This is a genomic window from Fictibacillus sp. NPDC058756, assembly GCF_042746035.1.
Classification (GTDB): Bacteria; Bacillota; Bacilli; order Bacillales; family Fictibacillaceae; genus Fictibacillus.
In genome coordinates, this window is record NZ_JBHYPU010000001.1 from 821,346 (window position 1) to 843,964 (window position 22,619).

Annotated in this window: 25 protein-coding genes; 19 read left to right on the forward strand and 6 right to left on the reverse strand. The window is 37.0% G+C overall.

The window, feature by feature from the left end; genetic code table 11:
* The first annotated feature begins 6 nt into the window (after positions 1-6).
* The 9 genes from ACFW35_RS03995 (at position 7) to sufB (ending at position 7,324) form a co-directional block, all read left to right on the forward strand.
* Entirely contained in the window at positions 7-825 is an 819-nt protein-coding gene (locus ACFW35_RS03995; protein ID WP_379843950.1) for a MetQ/NlpA family ABC transporter substrate-binding protein, read from the forward strand.
* Between the two features lie 63 nt (positions 826-888).
* Entirely contained in the window at positions 889-1,011 is a 123-nt protein-coding gene (locus ACFW35_RS04000; RefSeq protein ID WP_379843952.1) for a hypothetical protein, read from the forward strand.
* 85 nt (positions 1,012-1,096) lie between these two features.
* Positions 1,097-1,477 carry a carboxymuconolactone decarboxylase family protein gene (locus ACFW35_RS04005; protein ID WP_077359601.1) on the forward strand — a complete coding sequence of 127 codons (381 nt, stop codon included), beginning with the start codon at positions 1,097-1,099 and terminating at the stop codon, positions 1,475-1,477.
* Between the two features lie 246 nt (positions 1,478-1,723).
* The gene (locus ACFW35_RS04010; RefSeq protein WP_165389351.1) at positions 1,724-1,876 is read left to right on the forward strand and encodes a hypothetical protein; all 153 of its coding nucleotides are present in this window, start codon (positions 1,724-1,726) and stop codon (positions 1,874-1,876) included.
* A 240-nt stretch (positions 1,877-2,116) separates the two neighbouring features.
* Complete coding sequence (gene sufC / locus ACFW35_RS04015) at positions 2,117-2,902, forward strand: Fe-S cluster assembly ATPase SufC (RefSeq protein WP_077359600.1); 786 nt, start codon at positions 2,117-2,119, stop codon at positions 2,900-2,902.
* Positions 2,903-2,921: 19 nt separating this feature from the next.
* Complete coding sequence (gene sufD / locus ACFW35_RS04020; protein ID WP_379843954.1) at positions 2,922-4,220, forward strand: Fe-S cluster assembly protein SufD; 1,299 nt, start codon at positions 2,922-2,924, stop codon at positions 4,218-4,220.
* A 1-nt stretch (position 4,221) separates the two neighbouring features.
* The gene (locus ACFW35_RS04025) at positions 4,222-5,442 is read left to right on the forward strand and encodes a cysteine desulfurase (protein ID WP_379843955.1); all 1,221 of its coding nucleotides are present in this window, start codon (positions 4,222-4,224) and stop codon (positions 5,440-5,442) included.
* Entirely contained in the window at positions 5,432-5,872 is a 441-nt protein-coding gene (sufU, locus tag ACFW35_RS04030) for a Fe-S cluster assembly sulfur transfer protein SufU (protein WP_066292297.1), read from the forward strand. The genes ACFW35_RS04025 and sufU overlap by 11 nt, the downstream gene beginning before the upstream one ends.
* Before the next feature lie 54 nt (positions 5,873-5,926).
* Complete coding sequence (gene sufB, locus ACFW35_RS04035) at positions 5,927-7,324, forward strand: Fe-S cluster assembly protein SufB (protein ID WP_130294096.1); 1,398 nt, start codon at positions 5,927-5,929, stop codon at positions 7,322-7,324.
* A gap of 233 nt (positions 7,325-7,557) precedes the next feature.
* Here sufB and ACFW35_RS04040 read toward each other — a convergent pair whose 3' ends face one another.
* From ACFW35_RS04040 to ACFW35_RS04050, 3 genes are read right to left on the reverse strand one after another with little or no spacing between them, the layout of a single operon-like run.
* Complete coding sequence (locus ACFW35_RS04040) at positions 7,558-8,607, reverse strand: Ger(x)C family spore germination protein (RefSeq protein ID WP_379843957.1); 1,050 nt, start codon at positions 8,605-8,607, stop codon at positions 7,558-7,560.
* Positions 8,597-9,676 (reverse strand): GerAB/ArcD/ProY family transporter, encoded by a 1,080-nt coding sequence (locus ACFW35_RS04045; protein WP_379843959.1) that lies wholly within the window; start codon positions 9,674-9,676, stop codon positions 8,597-8,599. The genes ACFW35_RS04040 and ACFW35_RS04045 overlap by 11 nt, the downstream gene beginning before the upstream one ends.
* Before the next feature lies 1 nt (position 9,677).
* Positions 9,678-10,988: a spore germination protein gene (locus ACFW35_RS04050; RefSeq protein ID WP_379843961.1), complete on the reverse strand. Its 1,311-nt coding sequence runs from the start codon at positions 10,986-10,988 to the stop codon at positions 9,678-9,680.
* A 371-nt stretch (positions 10,989-11,359) separates the two neighbouring features.
* Here ACFW35_RS04050 and ACFW35_RS04055 point away from each other — a divergent pair, with 371 nt between their 5' ends.
* From ACFW35_RS04055 to ACFW35_RS04080, 6 genes are all read left to right on the forward strand, one after another.
* Positions 11,360-11,674 carry a hypothetical protein gene (locus ACFW35_RS04055; protein ID WP_379843962.1) on the forward strand — a complete coding sequence of 105 codons (315 nt, stop codon included), beginning with the start codon at positions 11,360-11,362 and terminating at the stop codon, positions 11,672-11,674.
* Between the two features lie 65 nt (positions 11,675-11,739).
* Entirely contained in the window at positions 11,740-12,306 is a 567-nt protein-coding gene (locus ACFW35_RS04060) for an NAD-dependent epimerase/dehydratase family protein (protein ID WP_379843964.1), read from the forward strand.
* 448 nt (positions 12,307-12,754) lie between these two features.
* The gene (locus ACFW35_RS04065) at positions 12,755-13,615 is read left to right on the forward strand and encodes a YitT family protein (protein ID WP_379843965.1); all 861 of its coding nucleotides are present in this window, start codon (positions 12,755-12,757) and stop codon (positions 13,613-13,615) included.
* Between the two features lie 79 nt (positions 13,616-13,694).
* Positions 13,695-14,417 carry an SDR family oxidoreductase gene (locus tag ACFW35_RS04070; RefSeq protein ID WP_379843967.1) on the forward strand — a complete coding sequence of 241 codons (723 nt, stop codon included), beginning with the start codon at positions 13,695-13,697 and terminating at the stop codon, positions 14,415-14,417.
* A gap of 256 nt (positions 14,418-14,673) precedes the next feature.
* On the forward strand, positions 14,674-15,564 hold the full coding sequence (locus ACFW35_RS04075) for an aldo/keto reductase (RefSeq protein WP_379843969.1): 891 nt from the start codon (positions 14,674-14,676) through the stop codon (positions 15,562-15,564).
* A 130-nt stretch (positions 15,565-15,694) separates the two neighbouring features.
* Positions 15,695-15,958, forward strand: coding sequence for a hypothetical protein (locus tag ACFW35_RS04080; protein ID WP_077359592.1), 264 nt, complete (start codon positions 15,695-15,697; stop codon positions 15,956-15,958).
* Positions 15,959-16,017: 59 nt separating this feature from the next.
* Here ACFW35_RS04080 and ACFW35_RS04085 read toward each other — a convergent pair whose 3' ends face one another.
* Complete coding sequence (locus ACFW35_RS04085; RefSeq protein WP_379843971.1) at positions 16,018-16,737, reverse strand: 3-ketoacyl-ACP reductase; 720 nt, start codon at positions 16,735-16,737, stop codon at positions 16,018-16,020.
* A gap of 295 nt (positions 16,738-17,032) precedes the next feature.
* On the reverse strand, positions 17,033-17,665 hold the full coding sequence (hxlA, locus tag ACFW35_RS04090) for a 3-hexulose-6-phosphate synthase (protein WP_379843972.1): 633 nt from the start codon (positions 17,663-17,665) through the stop codon (positions 17,033-17,035).
* Between the two features lie 282 nt (positions 17,666-17,947).
* On the opposite strand from hxlA, the gene ACFW35_RS04095 reads away from it, so the two are divergent.
* The 4 genes from ACFW35_RS04095 (at position 17,948) to ACFW35_RS04110 (ending at position 21,938) form a co-directional block, all read left to right on the forward strand.
* Positions 17,948-18,319: a YitT family protein gene (locus ACFW35_RS04095; protein WP_379843974.1), complete on the forward strand. Its 372-nt coding sequence runs from the start codon at positions 17,948-17,950 to the stop codon at positions 18,317-18,319.
* Between the two features lie 612 nt (positions 18,320-18,931).
* Positions 18,932-20,389: a glucose-6-phosphate dehydrogenase gene (gene zwf / locus ACFW35_RS04100; RefSeq protein WP_379847376.1), complete on the forward strand. Its 1,458-nt coding sequence runs from the start codon at positions 18,932-18,934 to the stop codon at positions 20,387-20,389.
* A gap of 47 nt (positions 20,390-20,436) precedes the next feature.
* The gene (gnd, locus tag ACFW35_RS04105; RefSeq protein ID WP_379843976.1) at positions 20,437-21,330 is read left to right on the forward strand and encodes a phosphogluconate dehydrogenase (NAD(+)-dependent, decarboxylating); all 894 of its coding nucleotides are present in this window, start codon (positions 20,437-20,439) and stop codon (positions 21,328-21,330) included.
* A 125-nt stretch (positions 21,331-21,455) separates the two neighbouring features.
* On the forward strand, positions 21,456-21,938 hold the full coding sequence (locus ACFW35_RS04110; RefSeq protein WP_379843977.1) for a hypothetical protein: 483 nt from the start codon (positions 21,456-21,458) through the stop codon (positions 21,936-21,938).
* Positions 21,939-22,163: 225 nt separating this feature from the next.
* On the opposite strand, the gene ACFW35_RS04115 is transcribed toward ACFW35_RS04110, so the two are convergent.
* On the reverse strand, positions 22,164-22,367 hold the full coding sequence (locus ACFW35_RS04115) for a thioredoxin family protein (protein WP_379847378.1): 204 nt from the start codon (positions 22,365-22,367) through the stop codon (positions 22,164-22,166).
* Positions 22,368-22,619 lie beyond the last annotated feature (252 nt).

The window sequence follows — 22,619 nt, forward strand, 5'->3', positions numbered from 1 at the left end:
AATCACATGAAAAAAGTATTTTCAATTATTTTACTTGCTGTAGTTGCTGCAGCACTTGCAGCTTGCGGCAATAAAACAGAAGGGGGCATCAGCGACGAAAAGCTGATCGTCGGGGCATCAAACGTACCTCATGCTGAAATTCTTGAAGAAGCAAAACCACTTCTAAAAGAAAAAGGTGTAGAGCTTGAGATCAAAACGTTCCAAGATTATGTACTTCCAAATAAATCTTTGGATGAAAAAGAAATCGGAGCAAACTACTTTCAGCATGTTCCTTATTTAGAATCACAAATGAAAGACCACGGTTATAAATTTGAAAATGCAGGCGGCATTCACATTGAGCCGATCGGTGTTTATTCTAAAAAATACAAGTCTCTAGATGAATTGCCACAAGGTGCTACGATTATCATGTCCAACTCTGTAGCTGACCACGGGCGTATGCTTGGTCTTTTAGAAAAAGAAGGTCTAATCAAAGTTAAAGAAGGCGCTGGTACTGAAGCGCAAGTTAAAGATATTGTAGAAAATCCAAAGAAACTAAAGTTCAAAGCAGATGTTGATGCAGGAATGCTTCCAAAAGCATATAAAAACGGTGAAGGCGATGCAGTACTGATCAACACTAACTATGCGATTGATGCAGGTCTTAATCCTCAAAAAGACGCTATTGCAATTGAAGGCTCAGATTCTCCATTCGTAAACATTATTACTGTACGAGAAGGAGATAAAGATAAGAAATCTGTTAAAGCTCTAGTTGAAGTATTGCGTTCAAAAGAAATTCAAGATTTCATTGAAAAGAAATACGAAGGTGCAGTAGTGCCTGTAACTGAATAAATGAATGAAGGGTGTCTCCACTTGATGAGGCACCCTTTATGTTTAATTTAAGGTGGACAATAAATGGATGGAATTGAAAAAATATGTGATGAGAACGTATTTTTATGTGATAGTAAGTCATTTTGTGATGATAGTCATTTTTTATGTAATTATGCAGACTTTTTATATGATGTTGTATTTCTTTAAAGAATCCTTTCTCCTTACATATCGCCCACAAAAATAACCCATACTAATCCTGTTTACTAAAAAGTGACAGGAGTGTAACGACAACATGAAACAAGAGGATCAACAAATGCCAGGATCAAATTCTGCACAATATCATCTTATCCGGTATAAAGAAGGTTTAGGAAAATATAACGAAAATATGCCTGAATTAACACATGCATATAATGAATTTACACGCCACTGTTTCAAGGAAGGCGAAATTTCCGAAAAATATAAACAGCTAATCGCGCTGGGGATCAGTATCTATTCACAAGATGAATATTGCATCATTTATCATACAAAGGGATGTCTGGATCAAGGATGTTCTGAAAATGAAATCCTGGAAGCTGTAGGCGTGTCTGCCGCATTCGGCGGTGGAGCAGCTATGAGCCAGGGAGTAACCCTTGTTCAAGAATGTATTAAAGAGTTAAATAAACCACGCCATTAACTTTTCCATACATTTACATGTTTTATTCATGTTAGAAAAGGTAATGGAAGTAATGTAGCGGATTTAGCAGGATTATAAAGGGATGTTCATCTTCTATAGATGAAAGCACGCAGTAACCTCTCACAAAACTTGGCATTGTATCATATGCAAGTTGTAGATCTGAAGAGCTGCTGATAAGCTATAACTATCTAAACTCGAAAGGATTGATTCATTATCCACCCCATAAAAGTAAAGCATACATCTGAAATGGAAAAAGCAATGCACCAATCACATGGTTGCGGTTTTGCAGAGTATGAAAGGGACTTGGAGAAGCGGTTAGATGTTGAGAAAGACCGTGAAAAGGAATATAAAAAAGGTTTAGAAGTAGCGGCTGATGCAACTAGGAATCACACGCCGTAAAGATAGGAAATAAAAACAAAAGGCTGACTCAAAAGGTGATATAATGCCTGATGAGTTAGCCTTTTTTCGAATTTCTCAAATAAACAATGAATTATATGAACACAATGGTAAAGTTCATGGCTCGTTCCCTTGAACATACTTTTCATTTGTTATAAGATTAGAATGAGAATAAATTGAGAATGGCTATTTAATGCCTTATTTCAAAAATCTTAAGAATGATTTCTTAATGGAGGTTGTATTATGTCAGCACCTAATTTAAAGATTGAAGATCTTCGTGTATCGATTGAAGATAAAGAGATTATTAAAGGTTTAGATCTCGAAATAAATGGTGGAGAAATCCATGCAATCATGGGGCCGAACGGAACAGGTAAGTCTACTCTTTCTGCAGCGTTAATGGGGCACCCGAAATACGAAGTAACATCAGGGAAGGTTACATTCAATGGTGAAGACCTTTTAGAAATGGAAGTTGATGAGCGTGCACAAGCTGGTCTATTCCTAGCTATGCAATATCCATCAGAAGTAAGCGGTATTACGAACGCAGACTTCCTTCGATCTGCAATTAATGCAAAGCGTGAAGAAGGCGATGAAATTTCACTAATGAAGTTCATCCGTGAGTTAGACAAGAAGATGGATCACCTTGAAATGGATAACGCTTTCGCTCACCGTTACTTAAACGAAGGATTCTCTGGCGGAGAAAAGAAGCGTAACGAAATTCTGCAAATGATGATGCTTGAGCCGAAATTAGCAATCCTTGATGAAATCGACTCAGGACTTGATATCGATGCTCTTAAAGTAGTAGCAAAAGGTGTTAATGAAATGCGCAGCCCTGATTTCGGATGCTTAATCATTACTCACTACCAGCGTTTATTGAACTACATCACACCAGACAAAGTACACGTAATGATGCAAGGCCGTATTGTGAAATCTGGAGGACCGGAACTCGCTCAGCGCCTTGAAGCAGAAGGTTATGACTGGATTAAAGAAGAGTTAGGTATTAAAGACGAAACTGTCGGTCAAGAAGCGTAAGCAATAAGGGGGACTATACATGTCAGTTGATACGAGCCTAAGATTTGATAAGGACTACGTAAACGGTTTTTCAAGCAGCAGACAGGAACCCGCTTGGCTGCTGGAGCTTCGTTTGCAAGCATTGGAATTGGCTCAAAATCTTCCAATGCCTAAACCGGATAAAACAAAGATTGATAAATGGAACTTTACAGATTTCAAACATGAAGCAACGGGTAAAGCAGTAGCTTTCAATGAACTTCCAGAAGACGTTAAAGCATTGATTGGTTCAGAAGAAAATGCAAAAAACGTTCTTGTTATCCATAACGGTACACCAGTGTATTTCGCATTGGAGCAAGAAGTTAAAGACCAGGGAGTTATCTACACGGATCTCTTAACAGCTGCAAAAGAACATGAAGACTTAGCTAAAAAGTACATCATGAAAGCTGTTGCAACGGATGAAAACCGCTTAACAGCATTGCATGCATCACTATTTATGAATGGTGCGTTCCTTTTTGTTCCTAAAAATGTTGAAGTGTCTGCACCGATTCAAGCTGTTTATTATCAAGATGATGAAGCAGCGCTGTTTAACCATGTAATCCTTGCAGCAGAAGACAACAGCTCAGTGACGTATGTAGAAAACTACCTTTCTACAAACGAAAACACAGAATCAGTAGCAAACATCGTGTCTGAAGTATATGCAGGCAGCGGTGCGAAAGTAGTTTACGGTGCTGTTGATAACCTTGCAAAAGGAATGACAACATACGTGAACCGCAGAGGCCGTGCTGAAAAAGATGCTCGAATCGAGTGGGCTCTGGGCCAGTTCAATGACGGAAATACAGTTTCTGATAACACGACCCACCTTATTGGAGATGGATCATTTACTGACACGAAGACTGTTACGATCGGACGCGGTGATCAAAAGCAAAACTTTGTTGCACAAATCTTTAACCACGGAAAACATTCTGAAGGTTACATCCTGACTCACGGGGTAATGAAAGATAGTGCCAGCTCTATTTTTAACGGTATTACAAAGATTGAGCACGGCGCTACAAAATCTCATGGTGAGCAAACAGAACGTGTTCTTATGTTAAGTGAAAAAGCACGTGGTGACGCTAACCCGATTCTTTTAATTGATGAAGATGACGTTACAGCAGGGCATGCTGCATCTGTAGGCCGAATCGATCCGCTGCAAATGTTCTATCTAATGAGCCGCGGAATTTCGAAAGCGGAAGCAGAGCGTCTTATCATTCATGGATTCTTGGCACCAGTTGTTAGCCAAATGCCTTTAGAATCTGTTAAAAATCGTCTAGTAGAGGTTATTGAAAGGAAAGTGCGCTAACATGAGTACAAAGGAATGGAGAAAGCTGTTTCCTATCCTCGATCAGGAAGTTAACGGCAAACCTCTTGTCTACCTTGACAGTGCGGCCACTTCACAAAAACCGATACAAGTTATAGAAGCTTTAGATAAGTACTATAAGGAATATAATTCGAATGTTCACCGCGGTGTGCATACTCTTGGAACTCGTGCAACTGATGGATACGAAGGAGCACGTGAAAAAGTTCGCCGTTTTATCGGTGCTAAATCAACGCAAGAGATTATTTTCACACGTGGAACAACTACCGCAATAAATACGGTTGCAAGAAGCTATGGAATGGCAAACCTTTCTGAAGGTGATGAAATTGTGATCACTCCCATGGAGCATCACAGCAACATCATTCCATGGCAGCAAGTTGCGAAAGTGACTGGAGCAACGCTAAAATACATCCCTTTACAGCCTGACGGGACGATTGATCTTCAAGATGTTGAAAAAACGGTAACAGAGCATACTAAAATTGTCTCAGTTATGCAGGTTTCTAATGTTTTGGGAACAATTAATCCTATTAAAGAAATCGCAGCGATCGCTCATAAGAACGGTGCTGTGATGGTGGTTGACGGTGCCCAAAGTGCTCCGCATATGAAAGTGGATGTCGAAGATCTTGACTGTGATTTCTTTGCCTTCTCTGCTCATAAAATGTGTGGACCGACAGGCATTGGTGTTCTATACGGGAAGAAAGCACTTCTTAATAAAATGGAGCCTGTAGAATTCGGCGGGGAAATGATCGATTTCGTTGGTTTGCAGGAATCAACGTGGAAAGAGCTTCCATGGAAGTTTGAAGGCGGTACTCCTATTATCGCAGGAGCGATCGGGTTAGGTGCAGCAATCGATTTTCTCGAAGACATCGGGCTAGATAACATTTTAAAATTAGAGCATGAACTTGCTGATTATGCGATGGAACGATTATCTGAACTTGATGGAGTTACGATTTTTGGACCTAAGCATCGCGCCGGACTTGTGACCTTTAACCTGGATGATGTACATCCACATGATGTAGCTACAGTCCTTGATTCAGAAGGAATAGCAGTTCGTGCCGGCCACCATTGTGCACAGCCGCTCATGAAATGGCTTGATGTAACGGCAACGGCCAGAGCCAGTTTTTATCTGTATAACACTGAAGATGACGTCGATGCTTTCATAAAAGGACTCACAACAGCAAAGGAGTATTTCGGTCATGTCTTCTAATTTAGATCAGCTTTACCGGCAAGTTATTATGGACCATTATAAAAATCCCCGCAATAAAGGGATTTTGGAAGATGGTGCCTTAAATATTAATATGAATAACCCGACATGCGGCGACCGTATCCAGCTTACTTTAAAAGTAGAAGATGGAAAGATCGAGTCTGCTAAATTTGACGGTGAAGGATGTTCCATCAGTCTGGCATCAGCATCAATGATGACGCAAGCAGTAAAAGGACTTCCTGTTGAAGATGCACTTAAGCTTGCTAAGATTTTTTATGATATGATGTTAGGGAACGATTATGATGATGGATCCTACGATTTAGGTGACATCGAAGCTCTGCAAGGAGTATCAAAATTCCCTGCCCGCATTAAGTGTGCCACTCTTGCGTGGAAGGCTATGGAACAGGGAGTAGGCAAACAAGAGGAAGAATAAGTTCCTCTTGAGTTTAAGAATTAGAGTGCCAATCCAGTAAGGAGGGATTCTGCAATGGCTAAGAAGATGCCGGATATCGGCGAATATAAATATGGTTTTAGAGATAAAGACGTATCCATTTTCAGATCTAAGCGTGGTTTGACAAAAGAGATCGTTGAAGAAATTTCACGCATGAAGAGTGAACCTGAGTGGATGCTTGAATTCCGATTGAAGTCATTAGAGCAGTTCTACAAAATGCCGATGCCGCAATGGGGCGGAGACATGAAGGACTTAAACTTTGATGATATTACGTATTATGTTAAGCCATCTGAAAAATCCGAGAAATCTTGGGATGAAGTACCTGCGGAAATCAAGGCTACTTTTGACAAGCTTGGAATTCCAGAAGCTGAACAAAAATACCTTGCAGGTGTATCTGCACAATATGAATCTGAGGTTGTTTATCACAACATGAAAGAAGACCTTTCTGATTTAGGGATTCTTTTCACAGATACAGATACAGCATTAAAAGAGCATGAAGAGATCTTCCGTGAGCATTTCGGAACAATCATTCCACCTTCAGATAATAAATTCTCAGCTCTAAACTCAGCAGTATGGTCTGGTGGATCATTCATTTACGTACCAAAAGGCGTAAAATGTGATACTCCGCTTCAAGCATACTTCCGAATCAACTCTGAGAACATGGGGCAGTTCGAGCGTACGCTTATCATTGCGGATGAAGACAGCTCAGTACACTACGTAGAAGGTTGTACTGCGCCTGTTTATTCAACAAACTCACTTCATAGTGCGGTTGTTGAAATCATCGTTAAAAAGAACGCTTATTGCCGTTACACAACGATTCAAAACTGGGCGAACAACATTTACAACCTTGTTACAAAGCGTGCTGTAGCTGAAGAGAACGCAACGATGGAATGGGTAGATGGAAACATCGGGTCTCGTCTAACGATGAAATATCCTGCTGTTATCATGAAAGGCCGCGGTGCGAAAGGTACAATTCTATCTATCGCAATCGCTGGTAAAGGACAGCATCAGGATGCAGGAGCAAAAGTATTGCACCTTGCACCGGATTGTTCGTCTACAATCGTATCCAAGTCGATCTCTAAGCATGGCGGTAAAGTAACTTACCGTGGTATTGCTCACTTCGGACGTAAATCTGACGGATCTAAATCCAACATTAAGTGTGACACGCTTATCATGGATAACCAATCCACATCAGATACAATTCCGTACAACGAGATTCTAAACAACAACATTACGCTTGAGCACGAAGCAACTGTATCTAAGGTTTCAGAAGATCAGTTATTCTACCTCATGAGCCGTGGTGTTTCTGAACAGGAAGCAACAGAAATGATCGTAATGGGCTTCATCGAGCCATTTACAAAAGAGCTTCCAATGGAATATGCAGTAGAAATGAACCGCCTGATCAAGTTCGAGATGGAAGGTTCAATTGGATAAATGACCAAAAGCCTTGGTATATAAGGATTATACCGAGGCTTTTTTATGTCTAAATTAGCCGCATGCCGATTTCGTGCCGATTCAGATTTAAATATGAAACTTTTTATGTTTTATTCCAGAAACGGGCCAGATTGTGGAATAACCCAATGTTCAATTATTCATTAAAAAGTTTCTAAGCTACGGTTATGTTTAAGGTAAATTTAGAACGAATTGAATTGGAGAGTAAACGACCATTACTCCATATTAGCCTGGACCTTAAAATCTACTTTCATTTTAGGATAATATTCATTTCTCCAGTCTTTTAATTCTTGGTATGAGATCTGCTGCTGAAATTGTTGGCCGAACCCCAAAATATCAGTACGGTTTTCTTGCGTACTCTTTAAAAGATGATAAAATCGTTTTTCAGTAAGTTTTTCAATCTCTTTTTTTATCTTAGTATTTGTGATTCCTTCTTTTCTTTCTAGGATGTACATTTTTAAACGCAGGTTGCTTGACACCAATGGTATATTATCCTTCAGTGATGTTTCATTTTGAATTGAACTGCTTGTTACAATGATACTGGCAAAACCGAGACTCTCTATTCTTCCTTTTAGACTATTGTTTCGAAACAAATTTACTAATTGACTTTCATCCGGGCTGATTGTTTCAATAAATTTTCCTTTCTTAAAAATAGCCGCACCCTCAAAGGTTAATACAGTATCTTTTCCCGATCGAACAACAGGGACTACTACATCCCTAGTATACGAAAACAGGCTTCTATATACTTCCCAGATAGGGATACTAAATATTTCTGGTGCCCAGCCAGCTCCTTTATTAAAAAAGTCGTATATAGAGGAAGCGTGTACACCTAATTTTTTATTTATATTGGATAAAACAGTCTCGACCTTATCATCTGTAATGGATACCAACGCTCTTGACGGAATTTCTTCTGAAGCCATCAGGAATTTTATAAGTTTCTTTAACTCTTGGTGGTTTTTTGCCAAATCGCTTTGAATGACAATTAATCGTATTTGTGAATAATCAATGGCATCTTCGAAGTTTGTGCTTAATTTACCAAGAATATTTGCAACGGTTTTACCACTTCCTGTAACGGTTCTCGATAATTTGTTATCTTCTTGAGGAATAGGTATCTGCAAGGTTACTTTATAATCTTCTTCGTTTTCTTTTGAAATCCCCATAACTAAAGGAAATGCTCGTTTATCAATATCTTTAATATCCCAACAGCCACATAGTAAGTTTAATGACATGAATATGATCAAAAGTTTGAATCCTTTACTTTTCATATTCCAACACGCTTCTTTCCGAAACAAAACCATAGATAAAAATGATAAACGGAGTCATAACCATAAAAAAGGCTTGTGCCCCTATACTCCATAAAAAGTATTTTTCATTCAACGTCTTGCTCGGAACAACCAATGCTAAAATAAAAGAGAGTACAGCGATGCTAATGATCCAATGAGATGTTTTCGCTTTACGGCATTTAAACATTTTTTGCGCGACGTGACCGATCATCCAAAGTATTACTGCATTTGCAAATATCACTAATCCGACCAACGATACACCAAAGAACACTGCTTGTCGGTTAAACGAAAACCAGCTAATGTCAACTGAATCCATCGCTTCCACAAAAGGATTGGTAAGCCTAACAACGGTTTCTTGTCCAAAGATAAACACCGGTATATATACTACTGAAAGAATGAATAGTATTACACATATCCACGTTAGAAAAAGTTGGCGGAATGAAAGAATTGTTTCAGAAGTCATAAATCCCAAAAATAAAAACGGTGACAAACCCAGAAGATAGAAAAATTTTATATCTATCCAGGACTGGATAGGTAAATCCCAAGCTTGTGTAACATTATGTAAATCAAAATTTACTAAAGAAGAAAAAAAGTTAAATATCACTAAGGGAATAACTATGAAGCAAATAAAGACCGAGCAGCGCAAAATGGTTCCGATTCCTTTTGTAGCCGTATATACCGAAATAAAAAATAACAGTATCATGATTGACCAATACGGGGTACGAGGCAAAAATATTGAAATAATGACCTCGGCATGCAGGCGAGTATTAAACGCAACAAGAACAATCAAGTTGATGACAAACGGGATGAAGAAAAGGAATGCCGCCCATCTACCTATTTTTAAAAAAATATCAACGATATCATTTTGAGGATAATAACTTAAACCCTTAATATAAACCCAAATTAAAAATAATTGGACAATCCCATGGGACATAACCAACTCCCAATGGGCTGTATTGGTTAACTCATATATGAGATCAGGATAAATTAAATAACCAAAACTCATTTGTATGATAATGAAGGTTATTCCTATTTGAAGTCGTCGAGTCACTTTAGGTCTCCTTTTCATCAATACGAAACGTTGTATATGGAATGTCGTTCGATGTTAAACTTGCTAAATATATAATTGTGAAAATTAAACCTATACAGACACCTAGAATCCCAAAAATTGAGGCTAAGATTAATATGGGATACTTTAGTAAACGAATGTATAAAGAGTTTTGCATTCCGATTACGGCCGAACTAGCAATAACAACAGCGGTAATAACGATTACTAGTAAATTACTGACCAGCTTAGCTTCAACCATCGCCTGTCCCAAAATGATTCCTCCCACCATGGTAATAGAGGGACCAACGCTCTTAGGAAGTCTTACAATCGCCTCTAGAATCAAATCCACGAGAACGACCATGACAATTGTTTCAAGAAACGCAGATAAAGGAATACCTTCCCTGCTTTTTATAACAAACAGCGCAAGGTCAGTTTTAAAAACTTCAGGATTCACTGAAACCAAAGCTACATAAAGAGCGGGTAGTATTAGCGTTGCAACTGCTCCAATAATTCTAAAGACTCTAAGCATAACTGACAATGGAAAGGTAAAATTTCTATCGTTAATACTACTAAACATGTCCCAGAGTAAATGAGGAAAAACAAGGGCGAAGGGGCAATTATCAATAAAAAGAACGATTCTGTTCTTTTTTAAGGCATGGATGGTTGAAATCGGAAGTTCAGTTGTGAATAGATGACTGACAGGACTGAACCTACGTTTACCAAAATGTTGATTTAGGTCATCGATGGATTCTATATCTGATTTAATTTGTCTTAACTGCTGATTGACTTTTTCAACAAGAACATTAGGAGCACTCCCTTTAATAAAGAGCATTGACATCTTTCTCTTCTCAAGGTCTCCAACATGATAGGAATAATGGCACAGTCGTTCAGTATTCAACCTTTTTCTAATCATTCCAACATTAATATTTATATCATCTCCAAATGCGTCCATTGAGGCTTGAATAGGACTTTCATTCTTAGGTTCTTCAATGCTCCTCTTCAGATTTTGAGAAATGGGGTCAACAATGGCATTTTGTTCTCCATTTTCAGAAATGAGCACCAATTTTCCATCTAATACGGCTTCAATAATTTTTTCTTTATTAACGTTAATCTGGTCACTAAGGTTTTTGAAAAGTACTTTTACCGAAGGGGACGAAACGGCTATTTGTTGAACATATAGTTTAGACCTAGTTGTATCTATTAGTGTATTAAATCCCAGGAGAAAGAAAGCTGATTCATCTAAGAACTCTTCTTCGAAGAAAAAGTCGTCATGTTTGGAAAACTCGGATTTAATCTCATTTATAACATTTCTCATGAAATAGCCCCTCAACATTAAGAAATCTAACAAAATTATTTGCTATAAGGGGTGTTTTTATACGGTGATGAATCCTTTCTTCCACAAACGATTGCATTTCTTCAAGAAGGAGAAGTACTCTTTTTTTGAATCAATCCATCCTTAGTTAAATAAAAACGGTTCGTTCGTAAAAAAAGATTATCAACTTGTGAGGTACTTATAGGATAGTGAAAATTGATGTTTTTTTCATCAGTTACTTATTTTAGGCACTTTCCTTTAAAGAGATACAATATCGGGTGCGATTACTGCATAAGGCAGTTATCGTTACTCAAGAAAAGTAGCAGGATTGTTGAATTAAAATAAACAACGAAATACATTGGAGGATTAGAAAAATGTTTGGTTTACTTAATATTGGAAGCCTCTTGCTTGGACTAATTGCTTGGATACTTCCTATTGTTAATCTAACGCGAGATAAAAAACAAGAAAATAAAAATTGGGTAACTCTATCCACTATAAGCATCAGTGCGTGTAGTATTTCGCTGTGTTTTCAGATTTTTTATACCTATCATAAAGTAACGGTTGAGGATTGGGGTGCACTTTTGGACACGATGTATACCATTACGTTCGTTTCAACAGCTCTTCTCATTGTCACCATCGTATTAAATGTCATTACTTTGATTGTTTATCGAGGCAGAACAGCAAATTAATATTTCAACATTCTGATATATTTTACGCAAAAAGGAAAGTACCTTTTTATGGAATGATTTATTAAGTGTTGGTATTAAGCAGACGTGCAGGATTTATAATCATTTTTCGTCCTCCATATATTTATGGGGAAGGGAACAACCTGTATAGTGAAGCATTTCTGTTTGAACGTATTCAATATAAACTACCTATACCTTATCCAGGTGATGGTAACACCTTAGTACAGTTTATACACATTGATGACCTTGTTAACGTATTTTCAAGTACGATTTTTAACGAGAATTCAATTGGACAGGTATATAATTTGGCAAACTCTGAAGAGGTATCTTGGGGACAATTAATCAAAACAGCTATATCGGTATTAGAACAAGAGGTCCCTAAGGTGCAAATTTCAACGACCAAAATGAATGAAATAGGAGTTGTGCCAAGGGAGTTTTTCCCATTTCGTGATAATACGTTTTTGATGTCAACGGAAAAACTTAAAAATTCAGGGTTGTATTCACCTAAAATTAACCTAAAGGTTGGAATATTAAAAGCATATCAATGGTACCAAAAACAAAACCACCTACCGAATTACGATAAAATGCCAAAGGTGGACTATGTAATAGATAGTACAAAAGTTAACAAAATATAACTTTCTTCAACAAAACCAGCTAATAGTTTGTCAACATTTTCACGCTAATTGATACCTGTAGGAAACTTGAGATAATTTCTGATTTACTTCATGAAAAGTTAAAGCGTATTTTATATATGAGAAATAACATTGGAGAATCACATCCTACTATGGAATCCATAAAAACTTTTGAATTATTAGGATGGATTGTAACTTGTGTAAACGATATAATAGATGATCGCCCATCTGATACAGCTTTATTTGTCCAGCAACTCATTGCAATCGTTCTAAAAAATGGGGATTAAAAACCACAAGTTGTGGTCTTTTTTTTTGCAATGATCCAGTGCATAAAGAAAATAAAGGAGTACAATCTGGAAAAAGGTGAATAATATTCCTGTGTTGTAAAGGATTTTAGCTGAACTGTTTTATAGTAAGGAATCAAGAATAATACCTATTTAAAGGTGAGATGATGAAAAAATTTGTTGAGTATGTTTTTTTAACTTTGGGGGCGTCAATCGTTGCTATGGGATTAGAAACGATGTTAGCACCAAACGGGCTAGTAGATGGTGGTGTAACAGCGTTATCAATTATGGCCAATGCTTTATGGGGAATCCCAATTTATGTTGTATTTTTGGGCTTAAATATTCCTATCTTAATTTTTACAGCTAAAGAAGTGGGTAAAACCTTTGTCATTAGAACTCTATATGCAAATATCATTACTACCGTTGGTTTAGTACTATTTAAATCAATTCCTCCTATTACTCAATCTGAAGTATTAATTGTTTTATACGGTGGGGTAATCTTAGGAGTTGGGATAGGAATCGTTGTAAAGTTTGGCGGTGCAATAGATGGCACTGAAATGCTGGCGATTTGGTTTAACCAACACTATCGATTTCCGATTGCCTCATTTTTATTAGTCGTGAATGCTTTCATATTTACGATTGCAGCGCTTGTCTATTCATTGGAACAGGCCATGCTTTCTCTGGCGGTTTTTTATATAGTGACGAAAATGATTAATTATGTTTTAGATGGATTAAATCGTGGGAAATCTGTCATGATCATTTCAGAAAAACCGGATGAAGTTGGAGATAGTATTATCAATCATTTAAATATCAGCATCACATTTTTATATGGAGAAGGCGGTTTTTTAGGGGAAAGAAAGAAGGTTATTTATTGTATAACGAACAGGTTTATTTTTTCCAAATTACAAAGTGTCGTTTTAGCAGCAGATCCATCAGCTATTATGGAGGCATCCTATGTTTGTGAAACATCTGGTATAGATAGGTCGCTTATATTACCGAAAGCCAACCCTTCTAATAATAAATCGTAATATTTGCTTACATTAGTTAGCATCCTGTTTGATACTAGAGAATAGAAAATTTGTATATTATATATGAATAAAGGAGGTTATGACGTTGTCATTAAAAGGAAAAAGAGTGGTTGTTTTAGGAGGTACGTCTGGTATTGGTTTAGCGGCTGCTAAGGCGTTTCTCGATGAATCCGCTCAAGTCATTATTGCTAGCCGTTCTGCTTCAAAATTATCTGACGCAAAAGTGAAGCTTGGTGGTAACGTAGAGGGCTATGAAATCGACTTTCGCAGCGAGGAAAAGGTTGCAGACTTTTTCAAGAAGGTTGGGAAATTTGATCACCTGGTGGTTACTGCAGGTGAAGGCGCTATGGGTCACTTTAGCGAACTGCCTGTTGCAACCGTAAGAGAGGCTTTTGATAGTAAGTTCTGGGGCCAGTATATTTCGGTTCGTGCTGCTCTTCCATACTTGAATAATGAAAGTTCTATTACATTAACTTCTGGTGTATATGGTGTGCGTCCTCCTCAAGGTGCAACTACGCTAGCTTCCATTAATTCAGCAATCGATGGATTAGTACGAGGACTTTCAGTAGACCTGGCACCTATCAGAGTAAACGTGGTATCACCTGGTATCGTTGACACTCCTCTTTACGGCGGAATGCCAGAAGATCAAAGACAAGATATGTACCATGGGATTGCTAAGCAATTACCTGTCGGACGTGTTGCTCAACCTAAAGATATTGCTGAAACCTATGTTTACCTAGTGAAAAATGGGTTTACAACTGGCACATCAGTTCTTATCGATGGAGGAGCTCATCTGATCTAATCCATTTGATATCAAAGTCGATTGATAAATTGGTTTAGAATAGAAGTGATGAGGATGACTCAAAGTGTCAGACACTTATAAGCCATCCTCACTTCTTTGATTTTTTGCACAGATGGAAGCAGAAATGGCCATATCATGCAACAAAGAAGGATTTTGCTGGTTGCGGAAATTCTAAATATATGCGTACTTTATACGAAGAGACGCTAACATTCTACTTCGATGATACCCAAATACATAAAAGAAAGGGTCGAGCCTAATGGATGAAAAGAAAAGAGCGGAAATTAAAAATGCATTAGCCAAACACGTGGTAACCCTACCTGACGGCACTTCTTTACCTAGTTTAGGACAAGGAACATGGTACATGGGGGAAAATCCCCAAGTGAGAGACAAAGAAATAAAAGCTTTGCAGCTCGGCTTAGAATTGGGTATGAAACTTATTGACACTGCTGAAATGTACGGAAATGGCGACTCTGAACGCTTAGTTGGCGAAGCCATTAAAGGACGCAGAAATGAAGTCTTTTTAGTCTCAAAAGTGTATCCCCATCATGCAGGTTTAGATAAGATTTCAAAAGCATGTGAAAATAGCTTAAAACGACTCGGAACAGACCACTTGGACTTATATCTTCTCCACTGGAGAGGACGTGTTCCTTTAGAGGAAACAATTGAAGGAATGGAAAAACTACGTGAAGAAGGGAAAATTTTAAGATGGGGCGTGTCTAACTTTGACACGGCTGATATGGAAGAGCTATGTAACACTACGAATGGAAAAAATTGTGTGACGAACCAAGTGCTATACCATTTAGGTTCAAGAGGAATCGACTTCGATCTCTTACCATGGCAGCGTGAACATAACATGCCAATAATGGCCTACAGTCCCCTTGCTCAAGGTGGCTCTTTAAGAAGACAGCTTTTAAACGATTCAGTTATTCATGATATTGCTGACAAATACAATGTCCAACCATTACAAATCGCTCTTGCTTGGACTATCCGTTCGAATAACGTAATCGCTATTCCAAAAGCGGTTCAAGAAGAACATGTTTTAGCAAATGCTGAAGCAGCAACAATTGAGTTTACTGAAGAAGATCTCAGTAGAATTGATCAAGTATTTCCTAAACCTACTAGGAAAATGCCATTGGATATTATTTGAATAATCTTTGATGCTAAGGTATAAATCGAACTTTTGAAAAGCCCTCATGTTCTTTAAATTTGAGGAGTAAAGATTTATTTAATATATTATGTGGGAAAACTATCCTATACTGACTTTGAGGAGTGAGAGGATGTTCGTGAAAGGGAACATTATTGCAGGTGAATTTGATTCGACTATCAATGAATTTTCCTTACAGAAAGTTAAGAATTTCGAAACAGAGTCGGTCCTTAATGAAAACCAGTTAAATAATATCTATCATTATTTAATAAAACATCAGCATGAAGAGGATGGGCAAATTATTACTTTATACGATCAAATGCTTGTACGCTTAGCACAGAATGAAGTTAACCAGTTAATTGTTGATTTAGAGAAAGTAATGTCCTTGTATCACTGATACATATAAGAGTATTTTGTATGAACTAAAAAAGCAGACCCCACTGGATCTGCTTCGTTTTATGATGGATTTGTTGACCATAATCCAGCTGTTTTAACGAATACTCTTGGATTAAATTTTAAACTAGCCACAACTAATTCTGCAAGGTCTTCTGGGTGCATCACGTTTTCTTCATTGCCTTTAACAAGATTTGTATCAATGGCTAAATCTGTAACGACCGTACTTGGTGTTAAAGCAGTAACACGGACATTATGTTTTCTTACTTCTAGCATAAGTGATTCTGTTAGCCCTAAAACAGCGAATTTAGAAGCACTGTAAGCACTTGTAACAGGAGCACCTTTTTGACCAGCAGATGAAGAGATATTGATAATATCTCCTGATTTTCTTTCGATCATTCCTGGTAATACAGCTCTTGTTACATTATACACACCCATTAAATTGACTTGGATGATTTTTTCCCATTCTTCTGGTGTTAGATCAAGGAACCCACCAAATTTAGCAACACCAGCATTGTTGATTAGGATATCAATTGGGCCTAAGTCTGATTTGATATGTTCAACAGCATGGGTAACGGATTCAAGGTCGGTCACATCTGCTGTTGCTGCAGAAACCTTTACATCAAATTGTGCTAGTTCAGCAGTTACCTTTTCTAGATTGGACATATTTAAGCCGATTAGGCCTAAATGAACGCCTTCTTTTGCTAAGGCGATAGCAGTAGCACGTCCAATGCCTCTTCCTGCGCCAGTAACTATTGCAGTTTTTCCATTTAAAGAAATCATTTTATCACTCCTAAAATTATTACAAATTGAAGTAGTTCATTCTAACAGAAAGACCACAATCTTGCATGGAAACAGCTTGCGGTCTTTCATATTTAGAACTCGAGGAATAATATATTTATTCTAAGTTTGCGTGTCTGCCGTACATTTTATTGATGTCCAAACCTTTTTCTCCTGAACCTGATCCAATGATTAAGATGTCATCTTTTTCAAAGTTAGGAGTTTCGAAATTAAATCTACGGAGCGATTTAACTCTTTTATGATTTCAGCTAGTATTGAGTGGTATTCATGATCTGAATTACCCTTGATTAATCATTTGTTGCATTTTGGCAGCAACAGCTTTTTTATCAGCTTGTCCAGTAATCCCGCCACCTACAATGACAAGGTCTGGTTGTACTTTGATGACTTCTGGAAGTGTGTCTAATTTAATACCACCTGCGATTGCAGTTTTAGCATTTTTTACAACACCTTTGATGGTTTGTAAATCTTCAAAAGAGTTCTTTCCAACTGCTTGAAGATCGTAGCCAGTATGAACACAAATATAATCAACGCCCATAGCGTCCACTTCTTTTGCACGTCCAGCAAGGTCTTTTACAGCAATCATATCAACAAGGATTTTTTTACCTTGTTTTTTCGCTTCTTCAACAGCACCTTTGATTGACATATCTTCAGCAGTTCCAAGAATTGTGACGATATCTGCACCTGCTTCAGAAGCTTTCATTACTTCATAACCAGCTGCATCCATGATTTTCAGGTCTGCTAATACCTTTAAGTTAGGGAATGCTTTTTTAACTGCTTTTACAGCATGAAGACCTTCATTGATTACAACCGGTGTACCGATTTCAACGATATCAATGTGCTCCTCCACTTCTTTAACTAACTCAATTGCTTCTGGGATATTTACTAAATCTAATGCTAATTGTAATTCCATCTATATTCACTCCTATAATTTTTTTATTGTTGTACAGTGATAAAGTCTCCAAAGTGTAATAATACTTTACAGTAATATAAATTCTTATAGCTTTATCTGTACCTGCGAGCAATAAGGAATATCATGTCCTCTCGCTGAACAATTGCAAGTATACAACGTATGATTCAACATTAAAAGTACGCACTTTTATTTTACATAGTGTTAAAAAGTATACTATAAGACAAACCGCTATATAGTCTTACTATTAACTTTAAAAGAAACAATGCAATCGATGGAATTGAAATGCTGGCTATATGGTATAACCGGCATCATCGAATATCGATTGGCACATTTTTATTAGCTGTTAATGTTGTAATTATTAATATTGCCGCTTTTGACTTTTCACTAGAAAAAGCCATGCTGTCACTTGCTGTGTACTATATTGTTGCAAAAATGATTAATTATGATTTGGATGGATTTAATCATGGGGAATCTGTCATGATCATTACAGAAAAACCGGACGAAATTTGTGTAAGGATAGTCAAAGAATTGAATATGAGTATTACCTATTTATATGGTGAAGGTGGATTTTTAAGTAAAAAGAAGAAAATAATCTATTGTATAAACCAATCCATTTATTTATTCGAAATTAAAAAGGATTATATTGTCAGTTGATCCTTATGCAATTATGGAAGCTTCTTATGTTTGCGAGACATCCGGTTTAGATAGCTCGCTTATTACGCCAAAAGATCAACACATAATGAATATTGTTCTCAACAAATTTATATCACATATATTTTTGTGGCCAGGGAGAGGATGCTCACCCTGGCTTTTTAATTTATTTACACAAAAATAGATAAGTTTATTTCCTACAGTATACATTTTGTTACTATGTTATTTTTTTATCACTATTTAAATAAAAAGTGCGTACTTCCATTTGAAAAATGTAGGTATTATACTTACATCTTGTTGCAACATTGGATTCACGAAATACTTTGGTTTTTGATCAGTCATCTGATCTTCCGTATTCAGTCTACTACATTGAAAGGGTGAATAGTATGTTCGGGTTATATGCAAAGCATCACAAAGTTTGTTCAAGATGCCTAACCTTCACATCGAATAATGGTTATTGCCCAAAATGTGGTTATTCGCATTTTAGGGACATCATTATTACGGTCCAAGCAGGTTCAAATAAAAATATGGCTAAGCCAGGGATTGGCTATTAAGAGTTATAGTAGTTTTTTAAGATAGGCATAAGTGAAATTTTTAATTATGGAGGTATGTAAAATGGAGGCAATGACATTTGTCTTATTTGGGGCGACAGGGGACTTAGCAAAAAGAAAAATCTTCCCGGCTCTATATAATTTATTTTTGGATCAAAAATTACCTCTGCCCATCTCAATTATTGGGGTGGGCAGAGAAGATTTATCAGATACTGATTTCCAAAACCAGGTGGAAGATTCCTTAAAAACATTTTCTAGACGATCACTAAATTACGATTCAAACTTTGAAGTGTTTATCCGTGCCTTTCGGTATAGCCATGTAGATGCTATCAAGGCTGAAGGATATAAAGGATTACTTGAACTCGTTAAACAACGTGAAGAAGAATTGAATATTCCAGAAAATCGTATGTTCTACCTATCTGTTGCTCCAGAGTTTTTTAATGTAATTGCTTTCAACATTAAAGAGAGTGGTCTAGGTTCTACTAAAGGTTGGAAACGTCTAATGATCGAAAAACCGTTTGGACATAACTTAAAATCAGCTCAAGAATTAAACGATAAACTAAGTAATGCTTTTGATGAAGAAGAAATTTTTCGCATCGACCACTATCTTGGAAAGCCGATGGTACAAAACCTGGAAGCGTTAGGATTTGCAAATCCAGTGCTTCAAGCATTATGGAACAACCAATACATTGCAAATGTGCAAATTACTGCAAGCGAAACTGTTGGGGTTGAAGAGAGAGCTGGTTATTATGATCAAGCCGGGGCTATTCGCGACATGTTTCAAAATCATATGCTGCAAATGTTGATGATGACAGCAATGCAGCTGCCAAAACAAATTAGTGCAGAAGAGATCCGCAATGAAAAGAGAAAAGTAATAGAATCACTTCGTCCATTAAAGAAAGAGGATGTGGTGAATCATGTGATTCGAGGTCAATATGGTCCTGGTGAAATCCAAGGTAAACCAGTTGTTGGGTATACAGGAGAACCTGAAGTTGCTCCTTCTTCTTTAAATAACACATTTGTGGCTGTCCGTCTATGTGTGGACGATGATTTTTGGAGAGGGGTTCCTTTCTATATCCGTACAGGAAAAAGAATGACAGAGAAATCCACCCGAATTGTGATTGAATTCAAAAATACTTTAAAGGATTTGTATAGGACTCAAGAAGAAGAAACTGCGCCAAATCTTTTAGTGATTGAAATCAATCCAAACGAAAGTGTTTCATTACAATTAAATAGTAAAAACCCATTAAACAATGGAAAAATCGAACCAGTCAATGTTGATTTTTCTGCTAAGCAAGCAGATGTTCCTGAAGCGTATGAGCTTTTAATTTACGATGCAATGCGTGGCGACTCAACATTCTTTGCGCATTGGAAAGAAGTGGAGTTGTCTTGGAAATGGGTACAGCCTATCTTAGAGGCTTTTGAGGAAAATACAATTCCCCTTCAATTATATCCATCCGGGTCAATGGGACCAGATGATTCCCATCAATTATTGGCAGAGGAAGGCTATAAATGGTGGTAGTAATAAAAGATGATGAACATTTTTAGATTATTAAGGAGGAAATGAACATGAAAGTTGGATTAATTGGTTTAGGAAAAATGGGATTAAACTTAGGTCAAAATTTAATTGATAACAAGCACGAAGTAGTAGCTTTCGATGTAAATGGAAGTGCCGTTGAAGAAATGAAGAAATACGGTGCTCAAGGTACATCTTATTTAAAAGAACTTGTTGAATCATTAGAGAAACCAAGAGTTGTATGGATTATGGTTCCGCATGCTGTGGTAGATTCAGTAATTGATGAAATGACACCATTATTAGCCACTGGAGATATCGTAATTGAAGCTGGAAATTCTCACTATAAGGAATCCATTCGCCGATATAACCAGCTAAAGGAAGTAGGAATTCACTTTATGGATGCCGGTACTTCTGGTGGAATGGAAGGTGCTCGTAATGGAGCATGTTATATGATTGGTGGAGACCCAGAAGCCTGGAGCATCGTGGAACCTATTTTCAAGGATACAGCTGTCGAAAACGGATTTATCTATGCTGGTAAAGCAGGGAGCGGTCATTTCTTAAAAATGGTTCACAATGGAATTGAATACGGTATGATGGCAGCGATTGGTGAAGGATTCGAGGTATTAGAAAAAAGCAAATTCGATTTTGACTACGAAAAAGTGGCTAGAGTGTGGAATAACGGCTCAGTTATTCGTTCATGGCTCATGGAGTTGACTGAACGTGCATTTTCAAAAGATGCAAAGCTAGATGAAATTAAAGGAATTATGCACTCTTCTGGTGAAGGGAAATGGACAGTTGAAACAGCTTTAGATTTACAAGCAGCCACTCCTGTTATCGCAATGTCTCTTTTGATGCGTTACCGTTCATTAGACAGCGATACTTTTACAGGTAAAGTGGTAGCTGCATTAAGAAACGAATTTGGTGGACATGTTGTTGAAAAAAACTAACAGAATTACATCTGTCACATTTAATAGAAAAAGAGTCAATAAAAATAGGTGAAGAAAAATAGCTCATTATTTGTGAAATGGTAATGAAAACAATGAATATGATGGTAGAAAAGGATGTGAAGTTCATGAATGTATTGGATGCAAAAATGATAAATACACAGTATGGTATAGAAACTTATCTAGATCTATTGAAAAATGTTGAAGTGAAAGACATTCAATATGTTACAGAGACAGCTTCTTTTTATGAAATCACTATAGGTGTAGAGTATTTTCGGTTAAGAAATGAAAATTATTATAATAGTGAAAAGAGATATTTTAAGATGCGTATGAATTCGGATTTAAATGCTATTACTATAATCGAAACAAAAAGAGAAAGTTTATTTGCTGTGAAAAATGAATTTGAAAGATCTGCAACAATGGAACTGATTGGAGAGTGGCTAATAAAAAGCCATGCTTTCAGAAAAGTTCTTAATGATTTGATAGCTGACAAGAAAATGGAAAACGTTAAAACGGAGGAAAATATAATAGGAACAATAAGGTTCCTGGAGAAATTACTTGAAATCTCAACAGAAGACATTTTAAGTGCTCGTGTTGAGAGCTCTCACTAGTTTCCGAAATAACCATTAAAATGATAGAAAATTTATTTGGAGGCTTACTATTTAAGACAGGAAAATCAACTTTAAAAAAATATTTGGAGATCGAAAAGGAGTTGAAAAAGAAGTAGTTCTCCAGCTCGTACAAAAATTACGAAAATGGAACAGGAACATTGAACGATAAAAGTGAATAGATGAATAACAGAAAGCAGACGAAACAATCCGTCTGCTTTTCTAACTCTATTGTAATGCAAACTCCCTTACAGCTTCCTCAGGAATCGCTCCTATTACTCGGTCTACTTCGTTGCCATCTTTAAATAAAATCATCGTGGGAATACTCATTACTCCAAATTGTTTCGGAAGATTAGGTGATTCATCAACATCCACGCTGTAAAAATCAATTTGATTTAAATCCTCTGAAACACTGCTTACAACTGGACCCAGTTGTTTACAGCCTGGTCACCAATCTGCTGTGAATTTTAAGACAACGGGTTTTTCTGAATTTTTAACTGTTGTATCAAAATCTTTTTCATTTAAGTTCTTTAACAAATATGAACCCTCCTTGCTTCAAACTATTTTTTTATTATTTCCTGAAGCTAAAAAATTAAACATGAATTAGTCTTAGTCGAATTTTATTAAAAAATATTTCAAAAGAAGCTTGAAGTAGAACCGACATGGGAAGATTAGTTCACTTCG

Bases quoted from the DNA above. Each gene is read 5' to 3' on its own strand.
- ACFW35_RS03995 (WP_379843950.1), top strand. From the start codon at position 7: ATGAAAAAAGTATTTTCAATTATTTTACTTGCTGTAGTTGCTGCAGCA.
- ACFW35_RS04000 (WP_379843952.1), top strand. From the start codon at position 889: ATGGATGGAATTGAAAAAATATGTGATGAGAACGTATTTTTATGTGAT.
- ACFW35_RS04005 (WP_077359601.1), top strand. From the start codon at position 1,097: ATGAAACAAGAGGATCAACAAATGCCAGGATCAAATTCTGCACAATAT.
- ACFW35_RS04010 (WP_165389351.1), top strand. From the start codon at position 1,724: ATGGAAAAAGCAATGCACCAATCACATGGTTGCGGTTTTGCAGAGTAT.
- sufC (WP_077359600.1), top strand. From the start codon at position 2,117: ATGTCAGCACCTAATTTAAAGATTGAAGATCTTCGTGTATCGATTGAA.
- sufD (WP_379843954.1), top strand. From the start codon at position 2,922: ATGTCAGTTGATACGAGCCTAAGATTTGATAAGGACTACGTAAACGGT.
- ACFW35_RS04025 (WP_379843955.1), top strand. From the start codon at position 4,222: ATGAGTACAAAGGAATGGAGAAAGCTGTTTCCTATCCTCGATCAGGAA.
- sufU (WP_066292297.1), top strand. From the start codon at position 5,432: ATGTCTTCTAATTTAGATCAGCTTTACCGGCAAGTTATTATGGACCAT.
- sufB (WP_130294096.1), top strand. From the start codon at position 5,927: ATGGCTAAGAAGATGCCGGATATCGGCGAATATAAATATGGTTTTAGA.
- ACFW35_RS04040 (WP_379843957.1), bottom strand. From the start codon at position 8,607: ATGAAAAGTAAAGGATTCAAACTTTTGATCATATTCATGTCATTAAAC.
- ACFW35_RS04050 (WP_379843961.1), bottom strand. From the start codon at position 10,988: ATGAGAAATGTTATAAATGAGATTAAATCCGAGTTTTCCAAACATGAC.
- ACFW35_RS04055 (WP_379843962.1), top strand. From the start codon at position 11,360: ATGTTTGGTTTACTTAATATTGGAAGCCTCTTGCTTGGACTAATTGCT.
- ACFW35_RS04065 (WP_379843965.1), top strand. From the start codon at position 12,755: ATGAAAAAATTTGTTGAGTATGTTTTTTTAACTTTGGGGGCGTCAATC.
- ACFW35_RS04070 (WP_379843967.1), top strand. From the start codon at position 13,695: ATGACGTTGTCATTAAAAGGAAAAAGAGTGGTTGTTTTAGGAGGTACG.
- ACFW35_RS04075 (WP_379843969.1), top strand. From the start codon at position 14,674: ATGGATGAAAAGAAAAGAGCGGAAATTAAAAATGCATTAGCCAAACAC.
- ACFW35_RS04080 (WP_077359592.1), top strand. From the start codon at position 15,695: ATGTTCGTGAAAGGGAACATTATTGCAGGTGAATTTGATTCGACTATC.
- ACFW35_RS04085 (WP_379843971.1), bottom strand. From the start codon at position 16,737: ATGATTTCTTTAAATGGAAAAACTGCAATAGTTACTGGCGCAGGAAGA.
- hxlA (WP_379843972.1), bottom strand. From the start codon at position 17,665: ATGGAATTACAATTAGCATTAGATTTAGTAAATATCCCAGAAGCAATT.
- ACFW35_RS04095 (WP_379843974.1), top strand. From the start codon at position 17,948: ATGCTGGCTATATGGTATAACCGGCATCATCGAATATCGATTGGCACA.
- zwf (WP_379847376.1), top strand. From the start codon at position 18,932: ATGGAGGCAATGACATTTGTCTTATTTGGGGCGACAGGGGACTTAGCA.
- gnd (WP_379843976.1), top strand. From the start codon at position 20,437: ATGAAAGTTGGATTAATTGGTTTAGGAAAAATGGGATTAAACTTAGGT.
- ACFW35_RS04110 (WP_379843977.1), top strand. From the start codon at position 21,456: ATGAATGTATTGGATGCAAAAATGATAAATACACAGTATGGTATAGAA.